At 53.5% G+C, this 20613-nt stretch carries 10 protein-coding genes, 3 tRNA genes and 1 pseudogene; 12 read left to right on the top strand and 2 right to left on the bottom strand.

Annotation, left to right across the window (positions count from 1 at the left end):
* Positions 1-24: 24 nt before the first annotated feature.
* Positions 25-1396 (bottom strand): annotated as a pseudogene (hemL, locus tag E9531_RS13330) (glutamate-1-semialdehyde 2,1-aminomutase).
* A 558-nt stretch (positions 1397-1954) separates the two neighbouring features.
* On the opposite strand from hemL, the gene E9531_RS13325 reads away from it, so the two are divergent.
* From E9531_RS13325 to ssb, 9 genes are all read left to right on the top strand, one after another.
* A complete protein-coding gene (locus E9531_RS13325) occupies positions 1955-2341 on the top strand; it encodes a response regulator (RefSeq protein WP_136574266.1) in 387 nt (128 codons plus the stop codon).
* Between the two features lie 27 nt (positions 2342-2368).
* Entirely contained in the window at positions 2369-2746 is a 378-nt protein-coding gene (locus E9531_RS13320; protein WP_136574265.1) for a response regulator transcription factor, read from the top strand.
* On the top strand, positions 2743-3306 hold the full coding sequence (locus E9531_RS13315; RefSeq protein WP_136574264.1) for a chemotaxis protein CheW: 564 nt from the start codon (positions 2743-2745) through the stop codon (positions 3304-3306). Before E9531_RS13320 ends, E9531_RS13315 begins: the two co-directional genes overlap by 4 nt.
* 20 nt (positions 3307-3326) lie before the next feature.
* A complete protein-coding gene (locus E9531_RS13310; protein ID WP_136574263.1) occupies positions 3327-5543 on the top strand; it encodes a methyl-accepting chemotaxis protein in 2217 nt (738 codons plus the stop codon).
* A gap of 120 nt (positions 5544-5663) precedes the next feature.
* Positions 5664-12056 carry a hybrid sensor histidine kinase/response regulator gene (locus E9531_RS17820; RefSeq protein ID WP_244610110.1) on the top strand — a complete coding sequence of 2131 codons (6393 nt, stop codon included), beginning with the start codon at positions 5664-5666 and terminating at the stop codon, positions 12054-12056.
* Positions 12057-12058: 2 nt separating this feature from the next.
* Entirely contained in the window at positions 12059-12499 is a 441-nt protein-coding gene (locus tag E9531_RS13300; RefSeq protein ID WP_136574262.1) for a DUF1841 family protein, read from the top strand.
* Between the two features lie 217 nt (positions 12500-12716).
* Positions 12717-13937, top strand: coding sequence for an MFS transporter (locus E9531_RS13295; RefSeq protein WP_136574261.1), 1221 nt, complete (start codon positions 12717-12719; stop codon positions 13935-13937).
* A gap of 220 nt (positions 13938-14157) precedes the next feature.
* Positions 14158-15831, top strand: coding sequence for a tetratricopeptide repeat protein (locus tag E9531_RS13290; protein WP_136574260.1), 1674 nt, complete (start codon positions 14158-14160; stop codon positions 15829-15831).
* A gap of 284 nt (positions 15832-16115) precedes the next feature.
* Entirely contained in the window at positions 16116-16631 is a 516-nt protein-coding gene (ssb, locus tag E9531_RS13285; protein WP_136574259.1) for a single-stranded DNA-binding protein, read from the top strand.
* 108 nt (positions 16632-16739) lie between these two features.
* Here ssb and E9531_RS13280 read toward each other — a convergent pair whose 3' ends face one another.
* Positions 16740-20090, bottom strand: a complete 3351-nt coding sequence (locus E9531_RS13280) for a hybrid sensor histidine kinase/response regulator (protein ID WP_136574258.1) — start codon at positions 20088-20090, stop codon at positions 16740-16742.
* A gap of 93 nt (positions 20091-20183) precedes the next feature.
* Between E9531_RS13280 and E9531_RS13275 the strand changes: the two genes are divergently transcribed.
* The 3 genes from E9531_RS13275 to E9531_RS13265 all read left to right on the top strand — a co-directional run bounded on the left by E9531_RS13275 (position 20184) and on the right by E9531_RS13265 (position 20513).
* Positions 20184-20269 (top strand) — tRNA-Tyr (locus E9531_RS13275).
* 42 nt (positions 20270-20311) lie between these two features.
* A tRNA-Gly gene (locus E9531_RS13270) sits at positions 20312-20385 on the top strand.
* 53 nt (positions 20386-20438) lie between these two features.
* Positions 20439-20513: transfer RNA gene (locus E9531_RS13265), tRNA-Thr, on the top strand.
* Positions 20514-20613: the final 100 nt, after the last annotated feature.

Below are 20613 nucleotides of genomic sequence, written 5' to 3'. Positions count from 1 at the left end.
CAGCAAAAAATTCGGTGGCAGCGCTCATTGCAGGCCTGCGGCGATCTCGGCAAACACCTCAGCGGCGGCGGCCACGGTGTGGGCAATGTCTTCATCGGTGTGGGCGGCGCTGACAAAACCGGCCTCGTACAAGGCCGGGGCCAGATAGACGCCGCGTTGGAGCAAGCCGTGGAACAGCTGGTTGAACAGCGCGCCTTGGGTTTGCATCACTTGCTGGTAGTTGCTGGGCAATTCGGGCAGCAGGAAAAAACCAAACAAGCCGCCTTCGCTGTCGACGCTGAAGGGCAGGCCCGCTTGGGTGGCCGCGGTATGCAGGCCGCGCATCAAGGCCCGGGTACGCCCGCCCAATTGATCGTGAAAGCNTGGCCGCGGTATGCAGGCCGCGCATCAAGGCCCGGGTACGCCCGCCCAATTGATCGTGAAAGCCCGGTTGTTGAATCAAGCGCAAGGTCGTCAACCCGCAGGCCGTGGCCACCGGGTTGCCCGACAAGGTGCCAGCCTGGTAGACCGGGCCCAGCGGGGCGAGTTGTTCCATGATGGCTTTGGGGCCGCCAAACGCGGCCAGCGGCATGCCGCCGCCAATCACCTTGCCGAGCACCGTCAAATCGGCAGCGAAGCCGTGGATTTGCGCGGCATACAGGCTTTGCGCGCCGCCCAGTGCGACGCGAAAACCGGTCATGACCTCGTCAATGATCAGCAGCGCGCCAGCTTGGCGGGTCAGTTCACGCACGGCTTGCATAAAGGGCACACTGGCGCGTACAAAGTTCATATTGCCTGCAATCGGCTCCATGATCACGCAAGCCACTTGCGGGCCAAACTGCGCAAAGGCTTCTTGCAGCTGGGCGACGTTGTTGTATTCGAGCACGAGGGTGTCTTGCACGACTTCTTGCGGCACGCCCGCGCTGGTGGCGTGGCCAAAGGTCGCCAGGCCCGAACCGGCCTTGACCAGCAAGGAGTCGGCATGGCCGTGGTAGCAGCCTTCGAACTTGATGATTTTGTTGCGGCCGGTAAAGCCGCGCGCTAGGCGAATGGCGCTCATGCTGGCTTCGGTGCCGGAGTTGACCAGGCGCACCATTTCCATCGAGGGCACGAGTTTGATGATTTCTTCGGCCAGCTCGATCTCGCGCTCGGTTGGCGCGCCAAACGACAGGCCTTCCTGAATGGCGGCGGTGACGGCCGCGACCACTTCAGGGTGGCCATGGCCCAGAATCATCGGGCCCCAGGAGCCGATGTAGTCGGTGTAGCGCTGGCCATTCGCATCCCACAAATAAGCACCTTGGGCTTTTTGAATGAAGGCAGGGATGCCCCCCACGGCTTTGAATGCGCGCACGGGTGAGTTGACCCCGCCAGGGATACTGCGTTGGGCGCGGCTGAAAAGGGATTCGTTGTGGTTCATAAGGCTAATGCAGACTACGGGTAAACGCGACAGATTCAATCTGGTTTGTTCTAAACAGAGGATTTTGCGGTAAGGTTCGATAGATATCAGTTTGTTAAATTTCATTGACATTCTTGAAATTGATAAATGTCAATGAAATCAAGTATTTTTAGGGCTGATTTGAACTGTTTTTGTTGTTCACAAAGGCTTAGGTCAGATATAAGGCAATAATGCTTGCGTTGGTGTGATAGTTTGTAATCCTACCGCGTTAGTATTGGAGGCGCGCTGCAGTCGCACAATGGTGAAGTCGGATCGATGGTGCGTACGGCTGTTGTTGTGGCATGTTTAGGTTTGATACAAATGAATACAATTGGGAGTGGGTGGGGGCAATTGAATAACGCTTTTGTTTTGCGTAGGTCGCAAGGCGCTGTGGCAAGAGGTGATAAAGGGAATGTTGAATAGGGACCATAGAGCGTAAATGGCACTGATATGCCATTGAGCTTGCCCGGCGTGCATTTGGTTCTGCATTTCTTCAGGTCAACAGATCCATATGGCAACTCACAATGACGGTGATAACACATGAGTGATCAAACAAATCCCACCAAGGTATTGGTGGTCGATGACAGCAACACAATTCGGCGCAGTGCCGAGATTTTTCTTAAACAAGGTGGCCATGAAGTATTGCTGGCGGAAGACGGTTTTGATGCCTTGTCTAAAGTCAACGACTATGAGCCTGACTTGATTTTTTGCGACATTCTGATGCCTAAGCTCGATGGTTATCAAACCTGCGCCATCATCAAGCGCAATCCAAAGTTTGCGACCACTCCCGTCATCATGCTGTCATCCAAGGACGGCTTTTTTGACAAAGCCAGAGGCCGCATGGTGGGCAGTGAGGAGTACCTCACCAAACCCTTCACTAAAGACCAATTGCTCAAAGCCGTTCAGGAATTTGGCACCACTAACTGATTATTGAGAAAGTTAAGGTAGACGATCATGGTGATTCAAAAAGTTTTGGTGGTCGATGACTCTCGGACCGAACAGGTGTATTTATCTGACTTGCTGCAAAAGCAGGGCATGACGGTGCGCATCGCAGGCAATGCGGATGAGGCTATGCAGAGCATCCAAGTGGAGCGCCCGGACTTGATTTTGATGGATGTGGTGATGCCAGGAAAAAATGGTTTTCAGCTCACGCGTACCATTACCAAAGATCCGGTGTATGCAGATATTCCAATCATCATTTGCACCAGTAAGGGGCAAGATACCGACAAGGTGTGGGGCATGCGACAAGGTGCCAAGGGATATTTGGTTAAACCAGTCAAACCAGACGAGTTAGACAAAGCCATTGCAGCCTTGGGCGAGGGCCGTGCATGAGTTCAGCCTCAGATCAGCAATCGGCACAGGCGATCCCATCTCATGATGAGTTGCAGGGGCGTTTAGCCAAACGGTTGAAACAAGTTGATGCTGGTGAGCGTGCCCTGTCTGCATGGATGGGGGTACGCATTGGTGAGCGCGCCCTGCTCATTCCCTTGAGCCACGCCTCAGAAATCGTGCCGTGGCAAAAACCTACGCCCGTGCCCTACACCAAGCCATGGTTCATGGGGATTGTGGGGTGGCGTGGTGAATTGTCTGGGGTGGTGGATTTGGCATGCTTTTTGGACGCTGGTCATGCCAAACAACGGGTTGATGCACAGACGAGCTCTTTTCGTTTGCTGACGTTAAATCCTGCGCTTGAGATCAATGTGGCGTTGTTGATCGACCAAGTGGCGGGGCTTAAAAGCGTGGCTGAGTTTGTGCAAGCGCATCGCCCTGCGGATGATAACCCTTGGCCTTTCTTGGGGAATTTGTATACCGACCAGCAAGGTACGACTTGGCAAGAATTGAACTTGCAAAGCTTGTCCACGCAAGAGAGCTTTCTCTCTATTGGAATTTGATCGTTCTATCCGGTTCTAAGATGACTGCACCACATAACAGCCCTGCGGCCCAGGACAAATCCTTTGGCCATTCTGTATCTAATGCCCACTCAGGCAGCGTCTGGCAATCCACAGTTGCCCAGAGTGTCTTTCCGGGCAACGAAAGAGGCACACCAAGCCAGGGGCCATTCAGTGCTGCGGCCAGCTCTATGCAATCGACTTTGGCGTTGGATGTCAATGTGGACAGCACCCGCGTCAAAATTCCGCTTTTGGGGTTGGCCAGCCTAGGCGCGCATGTGCGCAAACTCTCTCTCCTGCTAATGATCGGCTTGGTGTTGTTCGTGTTGGGGCTGGCGTTGGGGGCTTGGCAATCGCGGCAAGCTGAAATCATGTATGAAGCCAGCGCAGATGCTACAGCACTGACGCAGCGGCTCAATACGGTGTCTGCATTGGCGCTCAATGGAAGCGCGGCAGCGTCCCAGGAAGCGATGGGCGTTGCGACATCACTGGCCAATCAGATTGATGTGTTGGAGCAGGGGGATGTGGCTGCTTCCTACGAGTATTTTCCTGCGCTCTTGCAGCGGCGCACACAAATTCGCGATACCGTAGAAACCTTGCGCGCCAATCGTAACGCCTTGCTGGCACGAGACGTTGCCTTTACCTCTATGACGGGACTGGCTGCGAAGTCGCAAGAGTTGTTGGCGCCAGTTGCTCAGCGCGTGCCCAAGGCAAGTTTGGGTGGCAATGCGGTGCAGCAGTTGATGCTGACCATGCAGGCCGTATCAGGTATTGCTTACGACTTGTCAGAAAAAAATACGCTGCAGCCTCAGGATTTTGATGCGTTGATGAACAATTTGCGCATGGCTCAGACGACGGCAGCCCAATTTGATGCGACGCTCGGCAATGCCCAAGCACTCAATGCGGCTTCCGTCTTGAATGCGCAGGTGGAAGACAGTATTCGTGCGATCGAGTCCATGTTGGAGAATCTGGAGCAAACCAATGCCGCACGCGATGCGGTGCAAAAGCTCTATCACCAAACAGAGTACTTGATTCAACCGATTGATGCCATTAAAAATGGTTTGGCCGCGCGCGTGGGATGGCAGTGGTGGCAGTTGGTGATGATTCTGGTCGGGGTGGCTTTGATGGCTGGTGCAGGCTGGTTGATTGCCATGGCTTATATCCGCAGTGGTCAGGCCCGCTTTGTGGAGGCAGAGCAGGTGCACATGGCGACGTCTTCGCGTGAAAAAGATGCCAAGCGCCTCAATGATGCCAACCAAGCAGCGATTTTGCGTTTGATGAACGAGTTGCTGTTGATTGCGGAAGGCGATTTGACGCAAGAGGCGACCGTGACCGAGGACATCACCGGAGCTATTGCTGACTCGGTGAACTACACGATTGAAGAATTGCGCCAGTTGATCAGTAACGTGCAGGATTCGGTCAACAAGGTGACTAAAACCACGGTGGCGGTGGATGTGAATTCAACAGAGTTGCTGGCCGCATCGACCGAGCAACTGCATGAAATCAAGGCCACGGGCAGTGCGATTTTGGAGATGGCCACGCGCATCAATACCATTTCCCGTAATGCGCAGGAGTCTGCCCAAGTGGCTCGGCAGTCTCGCGAGACGGCGGAGTCCGGGCTGCAAGCGGTGCAGGATTCGATTGGCGGTATGAATGCCATCCGGGCGCAAATTCAGGAGTCCTCCAAACGGATCAAGCGTTTGGGTGAGTCATCGCAGGAAATTGGCGAAATTACGGAGCTGATTTCTGACATTACTGAGCAAACGAACGTGCTGGCGCTTAATGCGGCTATTCAGGCCGCATCGGCGGGTGAAGCGGGTCGGGGTTTCTCTGTGGTGGCTGAGGAGGTGCAGCGTTTGGCGGAGCGCTCTGCCGATGCGACACGCAAAATTGCGGAGTTGGTACGTGCAATTCAGAGTGACACGCAAGATGCGGTGGTCGCGATGGAGCGATCTACTCAAGGGGTGGTGGAAGGAGCTACCTTGGCTGACCGTGCTGGAGCGCAGTTGGCGGAAATTGATAAGGTTTCACGCCAGCTTTCACAGCGTGTGGAGCAGATCTCGGATGTGGCTTCGCATGAAGCGGCGTTGGCCAATAAAGTGGCCGAGAACATCCAGCATATTTTCGCAGTGACAGAGCAGACTAGCGATGGCACGCGAGCTACGGCGCATCAAGTGCGTGAGTTGGCACAGACTGCGCAGGAATTGCTGCAATCGATCTCGCGGTTCAAGATTCAATAAAGATTGACGGCGTCAAAAACGTTATAAAGGCGTTGACCAAGGCAGTCCACATCACGAGTCGTTCATGGTGTCAGGGCTGCTAGCCATGGAGCACGGCAAAGGCAAGCAGTGATGAACACTATGACAAATTCTACGCACGGCAAAGAAGTGGGCAAGGGACAAGATTTGGGCCCTTTGGCTTGGGTTTTGGGGGAAATGCGCCAAACCTATGACCAGGCCATGGAACGCCTGCAGATATTTGCAAACAGCGTAGCCGATCAAGGCAATACCGCCGTTGATTTGGGTGAGCAAGCTGCGGATCTGGTACAGGCCAAAAGTCTGGTGCATCAGGCGTGTGGCGCACTGGAAATGGTTGGCGCGTTCATTCCTGCCTTTGTCTTGCGCCAGTCTGAACACGCAGTCTCCAAGATGGTGCAGCGTCCCCACATGTGCACAGATGACGCTGTCCAGGCTTTATCGCAATTGGGGCTGGCAGTGGGTGAGTATTTGGAGAATTTACTGGTCAATCCTGAGCTCTCTCCCGTGCTGTTGTTTCCAACGTATCGTAAGGTGCACGCCCTGTTGGGGACCACGCCACCAGCAAGTCCTGCAGACTTGTGGCATTTGGAAGGGGATTTGCACGAGCCAGAGTTGCACATGCCTCTCAAGGCCATTGCCCCTAGTGAGCGTGCGCGTCAATTGCTCGACCATGCTATTTTGGATGTAGTCAAAGGTCAGAATCAAGCGCGAAGCGGACGCGATCTGGTCAAGCTCTGTTTGGGATTGTCGCTCTCCAATCAAACCTTTCGAGAGCGCACTTTCTGGAAAGTGGCGGCCGGCTTTTTTGAAGCGTTGTCGTTGCAGCGTATTCCTAATGATGTCTATGCCAAGCGTGCAGCAACCCGTGTGCTTGTGCAGTATGCCTCTTTGGTCAAGGGCGATGCACAAGTTACAGCCCGGTGGATGCAGGATTTGCTGTTTTTCTGCGGCCAGGCCAGCAATGCAGATCCACAGAAGTCTCCGGTTTTGTTTGCTGTGCGGCAGGCATTTGGCATTGAAAACTTGCAGCCCGTGGATTACAACCACAACGTCTTTAGTTTGATTGCACCAGCAGAAAAGCAGGCCATGCGCCAGGCGTTGAAAGAAACCACTGATGGATGGAGTGCCGTGATGGAAGGGCAGCTCAACCAAGTAGAGGTGGTACGCCAAGCATTGGGGCATTTTGAGGCGTTGGTGAGCAAGCACATGGCGGTGGCCAGCCCCTTGGTGCAGACCATGGAGGCGATTGTCTCTCAGGTTAAGCAAACGCAAACAGTGCCTTCGCCTGAACTGGCTATGGAGTTGGCAACGACGGTTTTGTACTTCCAGGCGCTGTTGGAAGATGTACGCATTCGCTCAGAAAAGATGCCTGAGCGCATGCAGGAATTGACGCAGCGATTAAAGGATGTGGCACAAAAAGGCCATGCTTCTGCGCTGCCTGTGTGGGTTGAAGAGCTGTATACCCGGGTCAGCGACAGCGAAACCATTGGTAGTGTGGTGAGCGAGTTGAGAGCCAGTTTGGGTGAAGCAGAAAGCCATCTCGACCGTTTTTTCCGAGATCCTGCCGATGCTACGGTGCTAGAAGATGTGCCGGGTATCTTAGGACGTGCAAGAGGCGTTCTGGCGGTATTGGGGCTGGTGCCTGCCACCAAGGCGATACAGCAGATCAATGCCGATATCCGTGAGTTGATTGACCATAGTAAGTTGGAGCAGGATGCGCCATTGACCTTGTTGGATCCTCGCTTCGAAAAAATAGGCAGCAATTTGGGCGCACTTGGTCTGCAGGTTGATATGCTGGCTTCGCAACCTAACTTGTCCAAAGAGCTGTTTGTATTTGATGCCAAGACTGGGCGTTTGCAGCCGTTGATGGGGCGTTTGAAAGTTTACGAAATCGGTGGTCGCGACATTTTTGATCATGTCCAAGAATCGCAGCATGTTACCGGACCGATTCAATTGGATGAGAGCTTCGTTGATGGCCTGCAGCCCTCCGAAAAAATGGCTGATGAGTCGATGGAGCCTGCACATACTCCTGCTGGATTAACGCTGGCGCCAACAGGTGCTGCCGCAGGAGAGTCCGCACAAGAAGCACGTGAGTCATCGCCAACCATGGCGAGTACAAATGGTCAACTGCAACACAACAGCGAGCAAGGTGTGCTGGATGAATCAGACGATGAGTTGCTAGAGATTTTCTTGGAAGAGGCGCGTGACGTTATTTTGGAGGGGCGTAAAGCCCTTTCGGTTTTAGAAGGTGCGGCCTCGGATGTTCCGCAGCAGACTATTTTGCGTCGTGCATTCCATACTCTCAAGGGCAGTTCCCGGATGGTCGGGTTGGAAGAGTTTGGCAGCGCTGCCTGGGCCATGGAGCAGTTGATGAATGGTTGGCTGGCCGAACAAAAGCCGTTTACTGCACCAATGCACCAACTCTGTTCTGAAGCGTTGGGGCGGTTGGAGCTGTGGGTTGGTGATATCGCGAATAAGGTTGCAGCGCCGCATTGGAACGCACAGGATTTTGAACGGGCTGCGCAAGTGATGCGTGCGGAGCAGCGCTATGAGTCGCTGGATGCTGATGCGCGCGCAGTAGAGGCAGAGGTAGCAAGCATCAACGCATCGGAGAATGCGATTGATGTAGAGGCCGCACATGCTGTGGAGTTGGACCAAGATACAAGTAAGACCGATGAATGGAGCTTGGATACCCGAGCCATTGATCTGGGTGACTGGAACGAAAGCAAGGGTGACGTTGCGCCCACTCCTGAGAAGTCATCGTCTCAGGCAGGGGCATTGAGTGCACAAATTGAGATGCAAGATGCCTCTAAGCTGGCCGAGGCCATTCGCTCCCTTGATGCATTGGAGTTGCCTGATTTAGACCTTGATTGGGATGTACTGGATACTGATTTGGCGCCTCCCATGTTGGATGTGGATGGAGCTACTTCGAGTAACAGTGAGGTGCCAGCGAAGCCCAAAGCGCAGATGCTCGACCATGATTTGGCAGAGCTTCTCGATTCGATGAACGCGACAGAGATTGGTGGGTTGCCCGCAGATGCGCTGCCTGAGAATCGGCGCGCTGAGCCGCAAGATGTGGATGCGTCATGGCAAAGCACTATTTATGAGCCTCTCAATGACGAGACGCAAGTGGCCGGCTTGCCTTCTGGCATGGGGGGTGAGGTTTCTGATGTTCCTCAAGTCAGATCGACCACGCCTCAGCCTGCGCCAAGCCAACGTCCTGTCGACAAAGCGGATGCGCTGGATGCTACGGAGAATCTGTTAGCTTCTTTGGACAACAGTTTGGCCAGGTCTGAGGCCGATGCGGTACGTTGGGGGGTGAGTTTCAAGGAGACAGAAATTGCAGCTGCACCCTCCTTGGAGCCAGAGGATAAAAAAACGCCTGAAATTTCTTTAGCTGCGGATGCCAGTTTGCTGGCAGATTTAGACGCATTGGGTGAGGAGATTGAGCCAATGCCTTCGCCCCAAGAGGCCGTGGCATTCGTTGAGGAAGTCAAAGAGACGACTGCTGCTGGCGATGAGGGCACCGTGGAGCCAGAGCCGTCTTTCGATGTTGAGACAGCCGCGCAAGTGGCACAAGACTTGATTGAAGTGGGGCAAGACGATGAGACGTATTGGTTGCTGCAGATTCTGCAGCTGACACAAGAACTTGAGGAGAAATTGCAGACATGGATGCAGCACCATGGGGCGACTTTCTTACCGCAAGAAGTCGTGGCACAAACGCGTGCGTTGGTTGCTGCTGGCGCCTATGTGCAAGTCGATGCGAGCTTTGTTCACTACCTTGAAAAAATTGAGCAAGTGGCGACTTTTTTTGCCGCTCATCAAGCAAGCAAACCAGCAGATGTGTGTGGGACTCTGACGCAGAGTTTGCAGCAGGTTCAGACTGCGATGGACGGTATTGTGGCTGGAGTCGGCAATGGCTCTATCCATGAGCCTGAGTTTGCGCAATTGCAAGACTTGATTGTGCAGTGGCAGTCACATGTGTTTGACCAACCGTTGGTTGCTGACCTAGAGCCAGTGCCGCTATCGTCTGCCCTTCAGGGGGCCACTTCAGCGGTACAACAAGACCTAGTTGATCCTGACTTGTTCCCCATTTTTGAGGAAGAGGCCATTGATCTTTTGCCGCGTTTGGTCGGGGCGTTACGGCGTTGGTTGGGCGATCCACAGTCATTTGACGCGCGTAGTGAATCCTTGCGTGTTCTGCATACGTTGAAAGGCAGTTCACGTTTAGCTGGGGCGCGGCAAATTGGCGAAATGGCCCACCGATTTGAGTCCGACATTGAGGCCATTGAGGCCAAAGCTACGAATGAATCGGCCATTGGTCAGCTATTAACGCAATACGACGAGCTGCAGCAGGCTTTTGATGCACTGCGCGGTGCTGCTAATGCACAGCAAGAGTCCCAGACATTGGTGGTAGGCGGTGCCGTCGACGCTTTGGTCTCCAGCACAGTGGAGCGTGCACGGCAGCAACCCGCTGCCGAGCCGAGCTTGGTTTCGGGGACGATTGTGCCTGAGCCTGCGATGGATGCGACGGCGCAGCCAGTGGACTTTGTTCCTGCCATGGGTGTTTCGTTTGGTGCTGATTTGCCTGGCCCAACGCCTTTGGTGATTCAAACTGCTCAAAAACGCCAGCAGACTGTACGGGTGCGCAGTGCGCATATCAACCGCTTGATCAACCAAGCCGGTGAAATTCAAATTTCCCGCAGCCGTGCAGAGTCGCGCCTGCGCCAACTCAATGCAGCCCTCGATGGCATGACGGTTGACTTGGATCGTCTGCGCCATCAACTGCGGGAATTAGAAGTCCAGTCTGAGTCCCAGATGCAGTCGCGCATGGCTTTGGGCAAGGACAGTGCCAACTTCGACCCGTTGGAGTTGGACCGCTTTACGCGGGTGCAAGAGTTGACCCGCATGATGGCAGAAACCGTCAACGACGTGGCCACGGTGCAGCGGACATTGCAGGCGGCCATGATCGGTACGGAAGATGATTTGGTGGCGCAGGAGCGCAAAGGCCGTGAATTGCAGCGTGATCTGTTGCACACCCGTATGGTCGAGTTTGACTCGGTGGCAGAGCGTTTGCATGCTGTGGTTCGCCAAGCCAGCGCCGATACGGGGAAAAAGGTTGAGCTGGTGATTGAAAACGGCCGCATCGAAATGGACCGTGTGCTGCTGGACCGGATGATGGGGGGCTTTGAGCACATTTTGCGCAATTGCGTGGACCATGGAATTGAGTCGACGCAAGAGCGAGCGAAAAAAGGTAAACCTGCGACGGGCACGATTACCCTCACCGTCAACCATGAAGGCAATGATGTGTCGATTTCCTTCAGAGATGATGGTGCAGGGTTGGATTTGGAGGCCATCAAGCACAAAGGGATTGAACGAGGCTTGATTGGAGCGGCGCAAACGGTTTCCGAACGGGAGCTCTCCAACCTGATTTTCATGCCGGGTTTCACTACGGCCCATGAGTTGACTGGGATCTCCGGTCGTGGCATTGGCATGGATGTGGTACGCGTGGAGGTGAGCGCTTTGGGCGGACGTATTGAAACCAGCACCCAAAAGGATGCAGGAACTACATTCCGTTTGATCATGCCTTTAACAACTGCAGTGACACAGGTGCTGTTGGTGCGTTCTGGCAGCCTCACGATCGGTGTACCAGCCAACTTGGTTGATGGCATTGAACGGATTAGCCAGGATGCTTTGGATCAAGCCTATACCAACGGACTCATTGAAATCGATGGCCATCGCATTCCATTTTATTGGTCGGGTGCATTGTTGCAGCACAGTGCTCGCTCACAAGAGCTGACAGCTAAAACCTATCCATTGGTCTTGGTGCGAAGTGCGGCGCAGGTCGTTGCGGTTCACGTTGATGAAGTGCTTGGTAACCAGGAAGTGGTGGTGAAAAATCTGGGCTCGCAGCTCTCAGCCCTGCCCGGTTTGGCGGGGATGTCGGTGTTGGCTTCGGGCGCTGTCTTGTTGGTCTATAACTTCATTGCACTGGCGAGTGTGTATGGCGAATTGGCGCATAACTTGCAGCGTAATGAGGCTTCGGATACTTCAGCGTTGATTGATGCTGGACTGTTGACGGACTCAGCCGCGGAGCAGCAAATTCCATTAGTCTTGGTGGTTGATGACTCTATCACGGTGCGGCGGGTGACCCAGCGCTTACTCAAGCGGGAAGGTTACCGGGTGGCATTGGCTGCTCATGGCGCGCAGGCGTTGGAAATGCTGGCGCAGGAAATACCGGCGGTTATGCTCTCTGATATTGAAATGCCTCAGATGGACGGTTTTGAGCTGCTGCAACAAGTGCGTGAAGATGCCCGCTACGCCAGCTTGCCAGTGGTCATGATTACATCGCGCACGGCACAAAAACACCGCGAGCATGCGATGCAGTTAGGCGCCAACCATTATCTGGGTAAGCCATACTCCGATGCCGAGTTGCTGGCGTTGGTGCACGAATACGCGCATGCCCCTGAAGCGCAGGAAATGAAGGTGCATTGACCATGTTTGCTCCAACGCAAGAAGAGGTTCGCCGTTTTTTCTGTAGTGTGTATGCAAAGTCACACACGGGCCAACCGATGGAAGCGATTGAGACGTTGGCCAGTCTTTGGATTGCCGAGCACCCAGAGTACTATGTCGATTTGGCGGATGTCGACGCTGCTGTCGCACGCGTTTACGATGCCTCTGTGGATGGGCGCAGCAATCCCTTCCTGCATCTGTCCATGCATTTATCGATCAGTGAGCAGTGCAGCATTGACCAACCAGCAGGGATTCGTCAGGCCGTCGAGCTATTGACTAAACGATTGGATTCATTGCATGAGGCGCACCATGAAGTGATGGAATGCTTGCAGGAGATGCTTTGGCAAGGCCAGGTTCATCAGCGGGCACTTGATGGTGCCGCCTATGTTGAAGCGATTCAACGCCGAGCCACAAGACGGCTTTAGCAGACTGCCCCTTCTTTGGGCAGCACAACCCAATTAACAATAGCAATGTAACGTTTTGCTGCGAATGTGAAGTTTGTTTTGGGAGGTATGGCAAGGTGGTTTTTGCCTTGAGTGCCAGAGGCAATGACAGGCCAGACGGGCGTGCAGTGTTGCCCTAGAATGGCTGCCGATTAGCGTTGCGCGGTATTTCGTTTTGAAAACATACTCCCCTTATTCAATGACCTCTGGCGAATTGCGCGCAAGCTTGGCGCTCGCAGCGGTCTTTGCCTTGCGCATGCTGGGCTTGTTTCTCGTGCTGCCCGTTTTCTCGTTGGCGGCTAAAGACTATGCTGGTGGTGATGACCCTGCGTTGGTTGGTTTTGCTATGGGCGTGTATGGGTTGACCCAAGCCTTGCTCCAATGGCCCTTTGGCCTAGCGTCTGATCGGTTTGGTCGTCGGCGGTTGATCATTGTTGGGCTTTTTGTTTTTTTGCTCGGCAGTGTTGTGGCCGCATGTGCTGATACGGTATGGGGTTTGGTAGCTGGCCGTGCTTTGCAAGGCGCAGGTGCCATTTCTGCTGCTGTTACCGCTTTACTGGCAGATCAAACACGTGTGCAGGTGCGTACCAAAGCGATGGCATTGGTCGGGATCAGCATTGGTGCGACGTTTTCATTGGCGCTGATTTTGGGGCCATTACTGGGGGCTTACTTGGGGTTGGGCGGCCTGTTCTGGCTGGTCGCGGGTTTAGCGATTGCGGCCATGGCAGTGGTGCATTGGGTGGTGCCATCCCACCCAGTTTCAGACGACGGAGTTGCAGCGCTGCAGCATGAGGTTTCTCAACATTCTGCACCGCAGCGCGCAGCAGCCAATCGTGCCAGTGTGCAGCCGGCGCTTGAGCTGTCTTTGCCCAGTTTGCTGGTTGGTGTTTTCATTTTGCATATGGTGCAGATGGCGCTTTGGAGTGGTGTTCCAACATTACTTGAACGGGCAGGATTGGTGCGAGCACAGCACTGGCAGTTGTATTTGCCTGCTGTGGTGATGTCGATTGCATTTTTAGGTGTGGTGTTTTCTTTTGAGCGCAAAGGAAAACCGCAGACAGCTATGTTGTTCGGGGTCGCCTTGATGCTGCTCTCGCAGTGGGCACTTTGGTGGGGGGATGTCCTGCCTGCAGATGGTGTTTTATGGTTGTTGGGTTTCGCGCTTTTTGCTTTTTTTTGTGGCTTTAATGCGCTTGAAGCGCTGCAGCCCAGCTTGGTTTCTGCGTTGGCAGACCCAGCCAAACGGGGCTCCATCATGGGTATGTACAGCACTTTGCAATCGTTGGGGCTGTTCTGTGGAGGGGTCATGGGCGGGGTGATGGTACGCTGGGCAGGGCTTAGTGGATTGTTCCTTATGACAGGCGCTTTGACTCTGGTTTGGCTTGTCTTGCTTGTGTGCTGGAAAAAGCGCAAAAACTAAACCTTTGCATTTGACGTCATGCGTGCACAACGCAGCATTGTCATGACAACAAACGAATTTGCGCATATGCATGCGTTTGTTAGCGTTACGGCACCATGACTGCGCGTTGTAGCGAGCAATAAATAAGTAATCAATACCGTCTCCCGTAGGCTTGGACTGTGGTTCAAGTCGATAGAATCGACTGGTAACAACGTGACACAATCAAGATTTCGGAACGGGAATGCAACAACAGCGGCAGTATGAAGGCCAAGTGGCGGCTTTGATGCAAACGGGTGACTACCAGCTGGCACTGGAGGTGTTAGATCGTTTGTTATTGACGCCTTCAAACTCCGCCTCTTTGCATTGGAGTCGTTGTCAGTGCTTGGCAAAACTTAAACGCCCCGAAGAGGCGCGTGAGGCTGTCGAAAAGGTTCTACGCTTGCGCAGCAACTTTGTGCCGGCTTTGATGCTCAGGGTGAAATTGGCTCGAGATTATGCTGAGCCGTTTGACATTGAGCGACTCTTACGGCGTGTTTTGTTACTGGAGCCGCAGCGTGCGCGAGCCCAGTATTGGCTTGCAGACGTGTTGCTCGCTAAAGGTGATGCGCAGACAGAACAAGAGGCATTGCAGCTGCTTGATTCTTGTATTGAGGCTGCGCCGACTTTGTTGCGCGCCAGACTCAGGCGTGCAGATTATTATTGGGTCCTGTACCGTCAGGCCCTTAAGGCTATGCAAATCGATGGGCAGGCCGTGCAGGGTTTTAATGATGCGCACGATGCACTTGAAAAGGCATCAGTCGACTATGTGCACGTGGCCGAGCATGCGCATAGTGATCGTGCCGCTTTGCGTGCAGCTAAAGCACTGGCTCGTTTGGGGCGTGCTGCAGAGGCCATTCCTTACCTAGATACGTTGATGGCTCGGGTTGCGCATGAAGACCCCTCCAGACCAGCTATTTCCAAATTGCGAGAGCGGGTCATGCTAACAATAGCTACAGGCGACAACCCGGTGGGTGGTGAGACATGGCCAATGCCCTCCACCTTATTGGCCGCTGAGGTGGCTGAGCCCCAGGCTGCTCCATCGGGTAGTCTAGAAGCCGTGGTCAGTGCTATTAAACGTGTCATACCTGCGGTGGTCACGGCCCCGCGGCAACATCCCACTGACGATGCCTTGGCCCTGCAGTTGGCCAAGCAATTGTTCAGTGATGCGTTCGAGCCTAGTCCTGATCTGCTGGGTGTCAATGTGGCAGAGTTCCCTGCTTACCAGACACGCTACATCGAGCACCGCAGTAAACAATTGCATGCTTTGGGCTTTATCGGTTTGGGGGATGTGGCACCGCATGCTGCAGGATTGGGGCATGGGGTGCGACCCTTGATGCGTGTGTTTCGCCATCCCACGTTAGGCGTAGTTTGGGTCTACGCGATCCAGCCCCAGTGGGCTGGTGGTGTGGCCTCTTTGATTCAGGCTGCGACCGGGCACTGGAACATCCAGCGCCATGTGCACGCGTTATCTATGCTCAGTCAAGAAGTGTTTCTCTCGACCCAAATGGGTGGGGATAATGCCGTAGATTGGAGCAGCAAGTCATTTCGATTTTCCGCGGTGGGTGAGTCCTCGCGCTTGAAAGTCATGCTTGCGCAGCATGAAACGCGACTAAAGCGCGTCTGGGCCCAATATGCGGGGGCACACCTGATCGTTCCTCACAGCCTGCAGGAGTTCCAATCCCAATGGCGTGTAGCTATGGCTGCGAAAAGGTCGAGCCAAGAGGAGGGGGCTGGTGGGCTGACTGAGGATGATTTGCGCAGGCTTTTGGGGAAGCGTTACGATCGGTTGCACGAACGTGTTCGTGTGCACTTTCAGTCGTTGTTGGCCAACCGTTCAACCCATTTCCTCCCAAAAAAATATGTGATTCAGGCTTGAGGCTTTGCAAAGCAGCATGCGTTGCATGCAACGACGCAGCTCAAACGTGCTGGGGTGTATGAATAGGAGGCCGGCAAGTTACGCCAGTTGCGCTGATGTTTGGGATGTGTAAACAACCCATCTGTTGGGAGTTTCGCAAGCATTGCCGTGGTATGCGATGCGACCTCGTGCACAATACGTGCCCATATATGTTTATGCACGCGGGTCGTTTCGGTCAGGCTTTCTTGGAGATCCAGGTCAGGGCTGATGTGAGACTTTCCGCTGTTTAGTGAAGGAAATACATCATGGCTTCAGTCAACAAAGTCATTCTCGTCGGTAACTTGGGCCGTGACCCTGAGTTGCGTACTTTTCCCAGTGGCGGGCAAGTGGCCAACATCAGCATTGCAACGACCGAGCAATGGAAGGACCGCCAGTCAGGTGAGCGGCGTGAATTGACTGAGTGGCACAACGTCGTCTTCAATGACCGCCTTGCTGAAATCGCTGGTCAATACCTGCGTAAAGGCTCTTCTGTCTACATTGAGGGGCGATTGCGTACTCGCAAATGGCAAGACCAAAATGGGCAAGACCGCTACACCACTGAAATTCGTGCTGATGTGTTGCAGATGCTCAGTTCCCGTAACGATGGAGGCAGCAGCGGTGGTTATGGTGGTGGCTATGAGTCCGCTGCTGCAGCGCCTCCTGCAATGGCTAATCGTGCTCCCGCACCAGCAGCCTCTTCAGCGGCACCACGTAGTGCGCCACCGGCAGCACCAGCTTCCAATTTCGGTGACAGTTTTGAGGATGACGATATTCCATTCTGAACTATAGGTTTTAAGCCTAGCCGCGTCAGCTCTTGGAACCGTTGTGCATCACCGATGTGCACTTCAAACACTCTGCGGTGCCAGCTAATACATGGATGTGATACGGTTTCAAGTGTCTTGGGCCGGTGTGGTTTGTGCAATCCAGTTACGCAAAGCCGCATGGCTGCTCAGCGCGCAAGCGTCAATCTGTTCCAGTCGCATCTGAACGTCAGGGGGTGGTGCTGGGTGGTTGCGCAACGTATCAGAAAGGGCTCCTGCTTCTGCTCCTAGCTCAAGTAACCCGAATGTGCCTGCTGTTCCGCTGATTTGATGCATCAGACTTTGCACCTGCTGAAAGTCTTGTTTGGCTGCAGCCACTTTGGCCGCAGCCATGTGTTCTTGTGACTGTTCGAGAAAGCGCTCGGCTAACGCTATTGCGCGAGCAAGGGGTAAGCTTTGTGTTAATTCTTGCCAAGCTTGTGGATCAATAGATGGGGCTGATGTTTGTTCTGGCGAGACTGCCGTAGCTGCGGGCTGTGGTGAGGATGCGTCCGACAGTGCAGGCACAATCTGCCATTGCTCCAAGGTCTCCCATAACTGCGCCTCCATAATGGGTTTGTGGATGAACCCATTTACGCCACTGTTGATTGCTGCTGTTTGCTCGGGTTCTCCGTGGTGGGCGGACATGGCAAAAATCGGGGTTGTTTGCCCAAACGATGCAGACCGAATCGCCTGAGTGGCGGAAAAGCCATCGAGTTGAGGCATTTGCAAATCCATCAAAATCGCATCATATTGAGGTGATTTTTCTGTGGTTACCGCAGCGATGGCTGCTTGCCCATCTTCAGCAAAATCAACATGGATATTGAGGTCTTGTCTGCCTTGCAAAAGATCTCCAGCGATGGTTCGATTGAGCGCATTGTCATCTACTACAAGCAGGCGAATCACATCATCATCCGTGTCTGCAATGAGGGGGGCTGTAGTAGATGTTTGAAGGATGATTGGCTGTGGGCAAGGCGGCAAAATCGCATCATTTCGCAGCGCCAGGGGGCTGTCTGGGTGGGCTGCTTTTTGCAAGGTGATGAGGTTAACCGGTTTGGGCAGTATGCGAGTGACCCCTAAAGGAGCCAGCGCCATTTCGTTTTCAATGCTCTCCGCAGGCGCCATCAACCAAGTCGTTGCTTGCAACAAACCTTGCTGCCTAAAGGATTGGATAAAGTGTGTTGCTTCTCCATCAATCAAGGTCGGTGCGATCAGGCATAGCTGGAAGTCAAGCTCTTGAGGGTGGGCATTTTCTTGTTCCAATGCACGCAGTGCTGCTTGCCCTGAGTGCACGGCCGTAACGCTGCAGTGGAAGGCCTGTACGAGTAAATCCCGCAAAGCATTTCTGGTTGGTGTATGGCTTTCAATGAGCAGCACTTTTTGGGCCTCAAGGGCAGGGAAACTTTGCTGAGGCGGTTGGGCAATCCGATCTATAACGGCTGAGAACCAGAATAAACTCCCTTGCCCTGGTTGACTTTCAACGCCGGTTTGCCCTCCAAGCAATTGCGCAAAGTGACTCGAGATGGCCAACCCCAAGCCAGTACCACCATACTTTCGCGTTGTGGATACATCTGCTTGGCGAAAGGCTTGGAAGAGTTTTTTCTGATCCTCGCTAGAAACACCAATACCCGTGTCGCGGACATCGAATCGCAGCGTAACGGTTTGCGGCGTTGTTTCAATCAATCGCACTTGAACGCTGACTTCTCCTGAAGGGGTGAATTTAATCGCATTGGCCACAAAGTTAATCAAAATCTGTCGAATGCGGTAGGGGTCACCTTGCAAATGGTCTTCCAAATGGAATGGGACTTCCGTCCAGAATTCAAGCCCTTTTTCTGCCGCACGGGGCGCAAGTAAATCACTCACGTCTGCGACGATTTGCTGCAAAGAGAATGGAGTGCTTTCCAGTGCAACGCGGCCACTTTCAATCTTGGAAAAATCCAAAATATCATTCACGATGCTCATCAGGTGATGGCCAGAGGAGAGGATTTTCTCAACACGATCTGATTGGCGCGCTGACAGCTCGCTTTTCAGAGCCAACTGGGCCATGCCCAAAATGCCATTGAGTGGAGTGCGGATCTCGTGGCTCATCACCGCCAAGAGTCGTGCTTTTTCTTCTGCAATTTGCTCTGCGGTATTGCGGGCCCTGGCAAGGGCTTCAGCTTGCTCAATGTTTTCAGTCACGTCCAGCCAAACACCATTGACAATAACGGATCCGTTGGGATGGTGTGCCACAGTGGCCAAAGTGCGCACCCATTGCGCGCCTTGGTCCGTATGCAAGGCCGTGTCGTAGGTCAATGATTCCTCGTCTGTTCGTGCAGCCGCAAAAATCTGTTCATAAAGGCTGCGCGTCAAACCGAGTGGGACAGGTAAATCGTGCGTTTGCATACTCACTAAAGGAAAGTCCCATTCTGCATGCGTATCAATTGCAGCCGTGGGTGCTGCTGGGATAAGCTCGGAAGAGAAAAAGTCGCGTACTTTTGGACTGACGAAATGGCAGATGCGCGTGCCTTCGCTGAGGTATTCGTATTGAAAAACCACACCAGGAATGGTTTTGGCTAACTCAAACAATTGCTGTGAAACACGGGATCCAATGGCTTGTTGGGCCGCCTGAAGAGCAAGGCGATTACCATCTGCAATCAAATCAGACAGAATGAGCAGTTCAGCGGTAAGTGCGGCAGGAATGTCGACTGCTTGCGATTGCTCAATAAGCCCCCCCGGATCTTTGCGAGCCAAATGGTGCAGCGCATTGGCTAATGCCGAGTATGGGCGCTGCCACCAACGCCAAATCAAAATGCACAGCCCCGCACATGAAACCAACAGCACAGTGGTGAGTCCTAACGACCACCATTGCAATTCGTGGGTGTAGTTGCGCATACCGGTGTGAAGGCTTGTATCCAGCCGTTCTTGAAGAAAAACGCGCGTTGATACCAGCTTCAAATTGATGGATTGCGTGAGATTTTTAATGTCCTGCGCTTGACTGATTGGAGGCTGATTGTTGATTTGAGGCGCAGTGGCTTGGATTGCTTTGCGCAAGGCAAATGCATGGTGTTGTGCTTGCGCGATATCCTCAACTTGAATGTGCTCTTGCTCAAGTAAGAAAACCAAATCATCCAGTGTCCAGACCAGCTGGTGACTGCGATTGAGCCATTCAGATCCCAACTGCAAAGGTTGCTCTGCGCTGATTGCAGTAATGGGCATTTGCAAAGATGACAAGCCCAGCACAATATCTTGAGCGCGTTGAGTCAGGGCAATCGCGCGCAGTAATTGCTGATCGTTGCCTGCGCGGTTTTGTATTTGTTGGCTTGCAAGCGAGGCCAGGCTGAGCACAAGAGCACACAAGATGAAAACAACGCTGATGCTGAGCACAATCAACTTGAGTGCTGCGCCATGGGCTCGCTGCGGAGGTTCCTGCGAGCTGGTCAAATCGTGAGCAGGAGACATTGGGAAATATTTAATGGTTTGTTCAGTGTAGAGCCTGATATTTTGGGTTAGAATTTCGTCTGTCGCAAATCTTGTGATATAGTCTATCGTTTCGGAGGGATGGCCGAGTGGTTAAAGGCAGCAGACTGTAAATCTGCCCTCTTACGAGTACGCTGGTTCGAATCCAGCTCCCTCCACCAACTGGTTGAATGCTAATTGGTGCTCCGAAAGTGGCTAGCTGCGCGGGAGTAGTTCAATGGTAGAACCCCAGCCTTCCAAGCTGATGACGCGGGTTCGATTCCCGTCTCCCGCTCCAAATAATAAAGATTGTGGTGAGTAGTCGCTGAGTCTTGATGTGTCTGAATAAGTGCCCATGTGGCTCAGTGGTAGAGCACTCCCTTGGTAAGGGAGAGGTCGCGGGTCCGATTCCCGCCATGGGCACCAGTGATTTGCCAAGTGGTAGTCTCTGGTTTTTCATCTCTTGTAATTTCATTTCTTTCGAGGTTTGAGAAATGGCAAAAGGTAAGTTCGAACGTACGAAACC

The organism is Lampropedia puyangensis (assembly GCF_004833285.1).
GTDB lineage: Bacteria > Pseudomonadota > Gammaproteobacteria > Burkholderiales > Burkholderiaceae_C > Lampropedia > Lampropedia puyangensis.
Note: the sequence above shows the minus strand (reverse complement) of the source record. Positions and strands in the feature narration are given on the sequence as shown.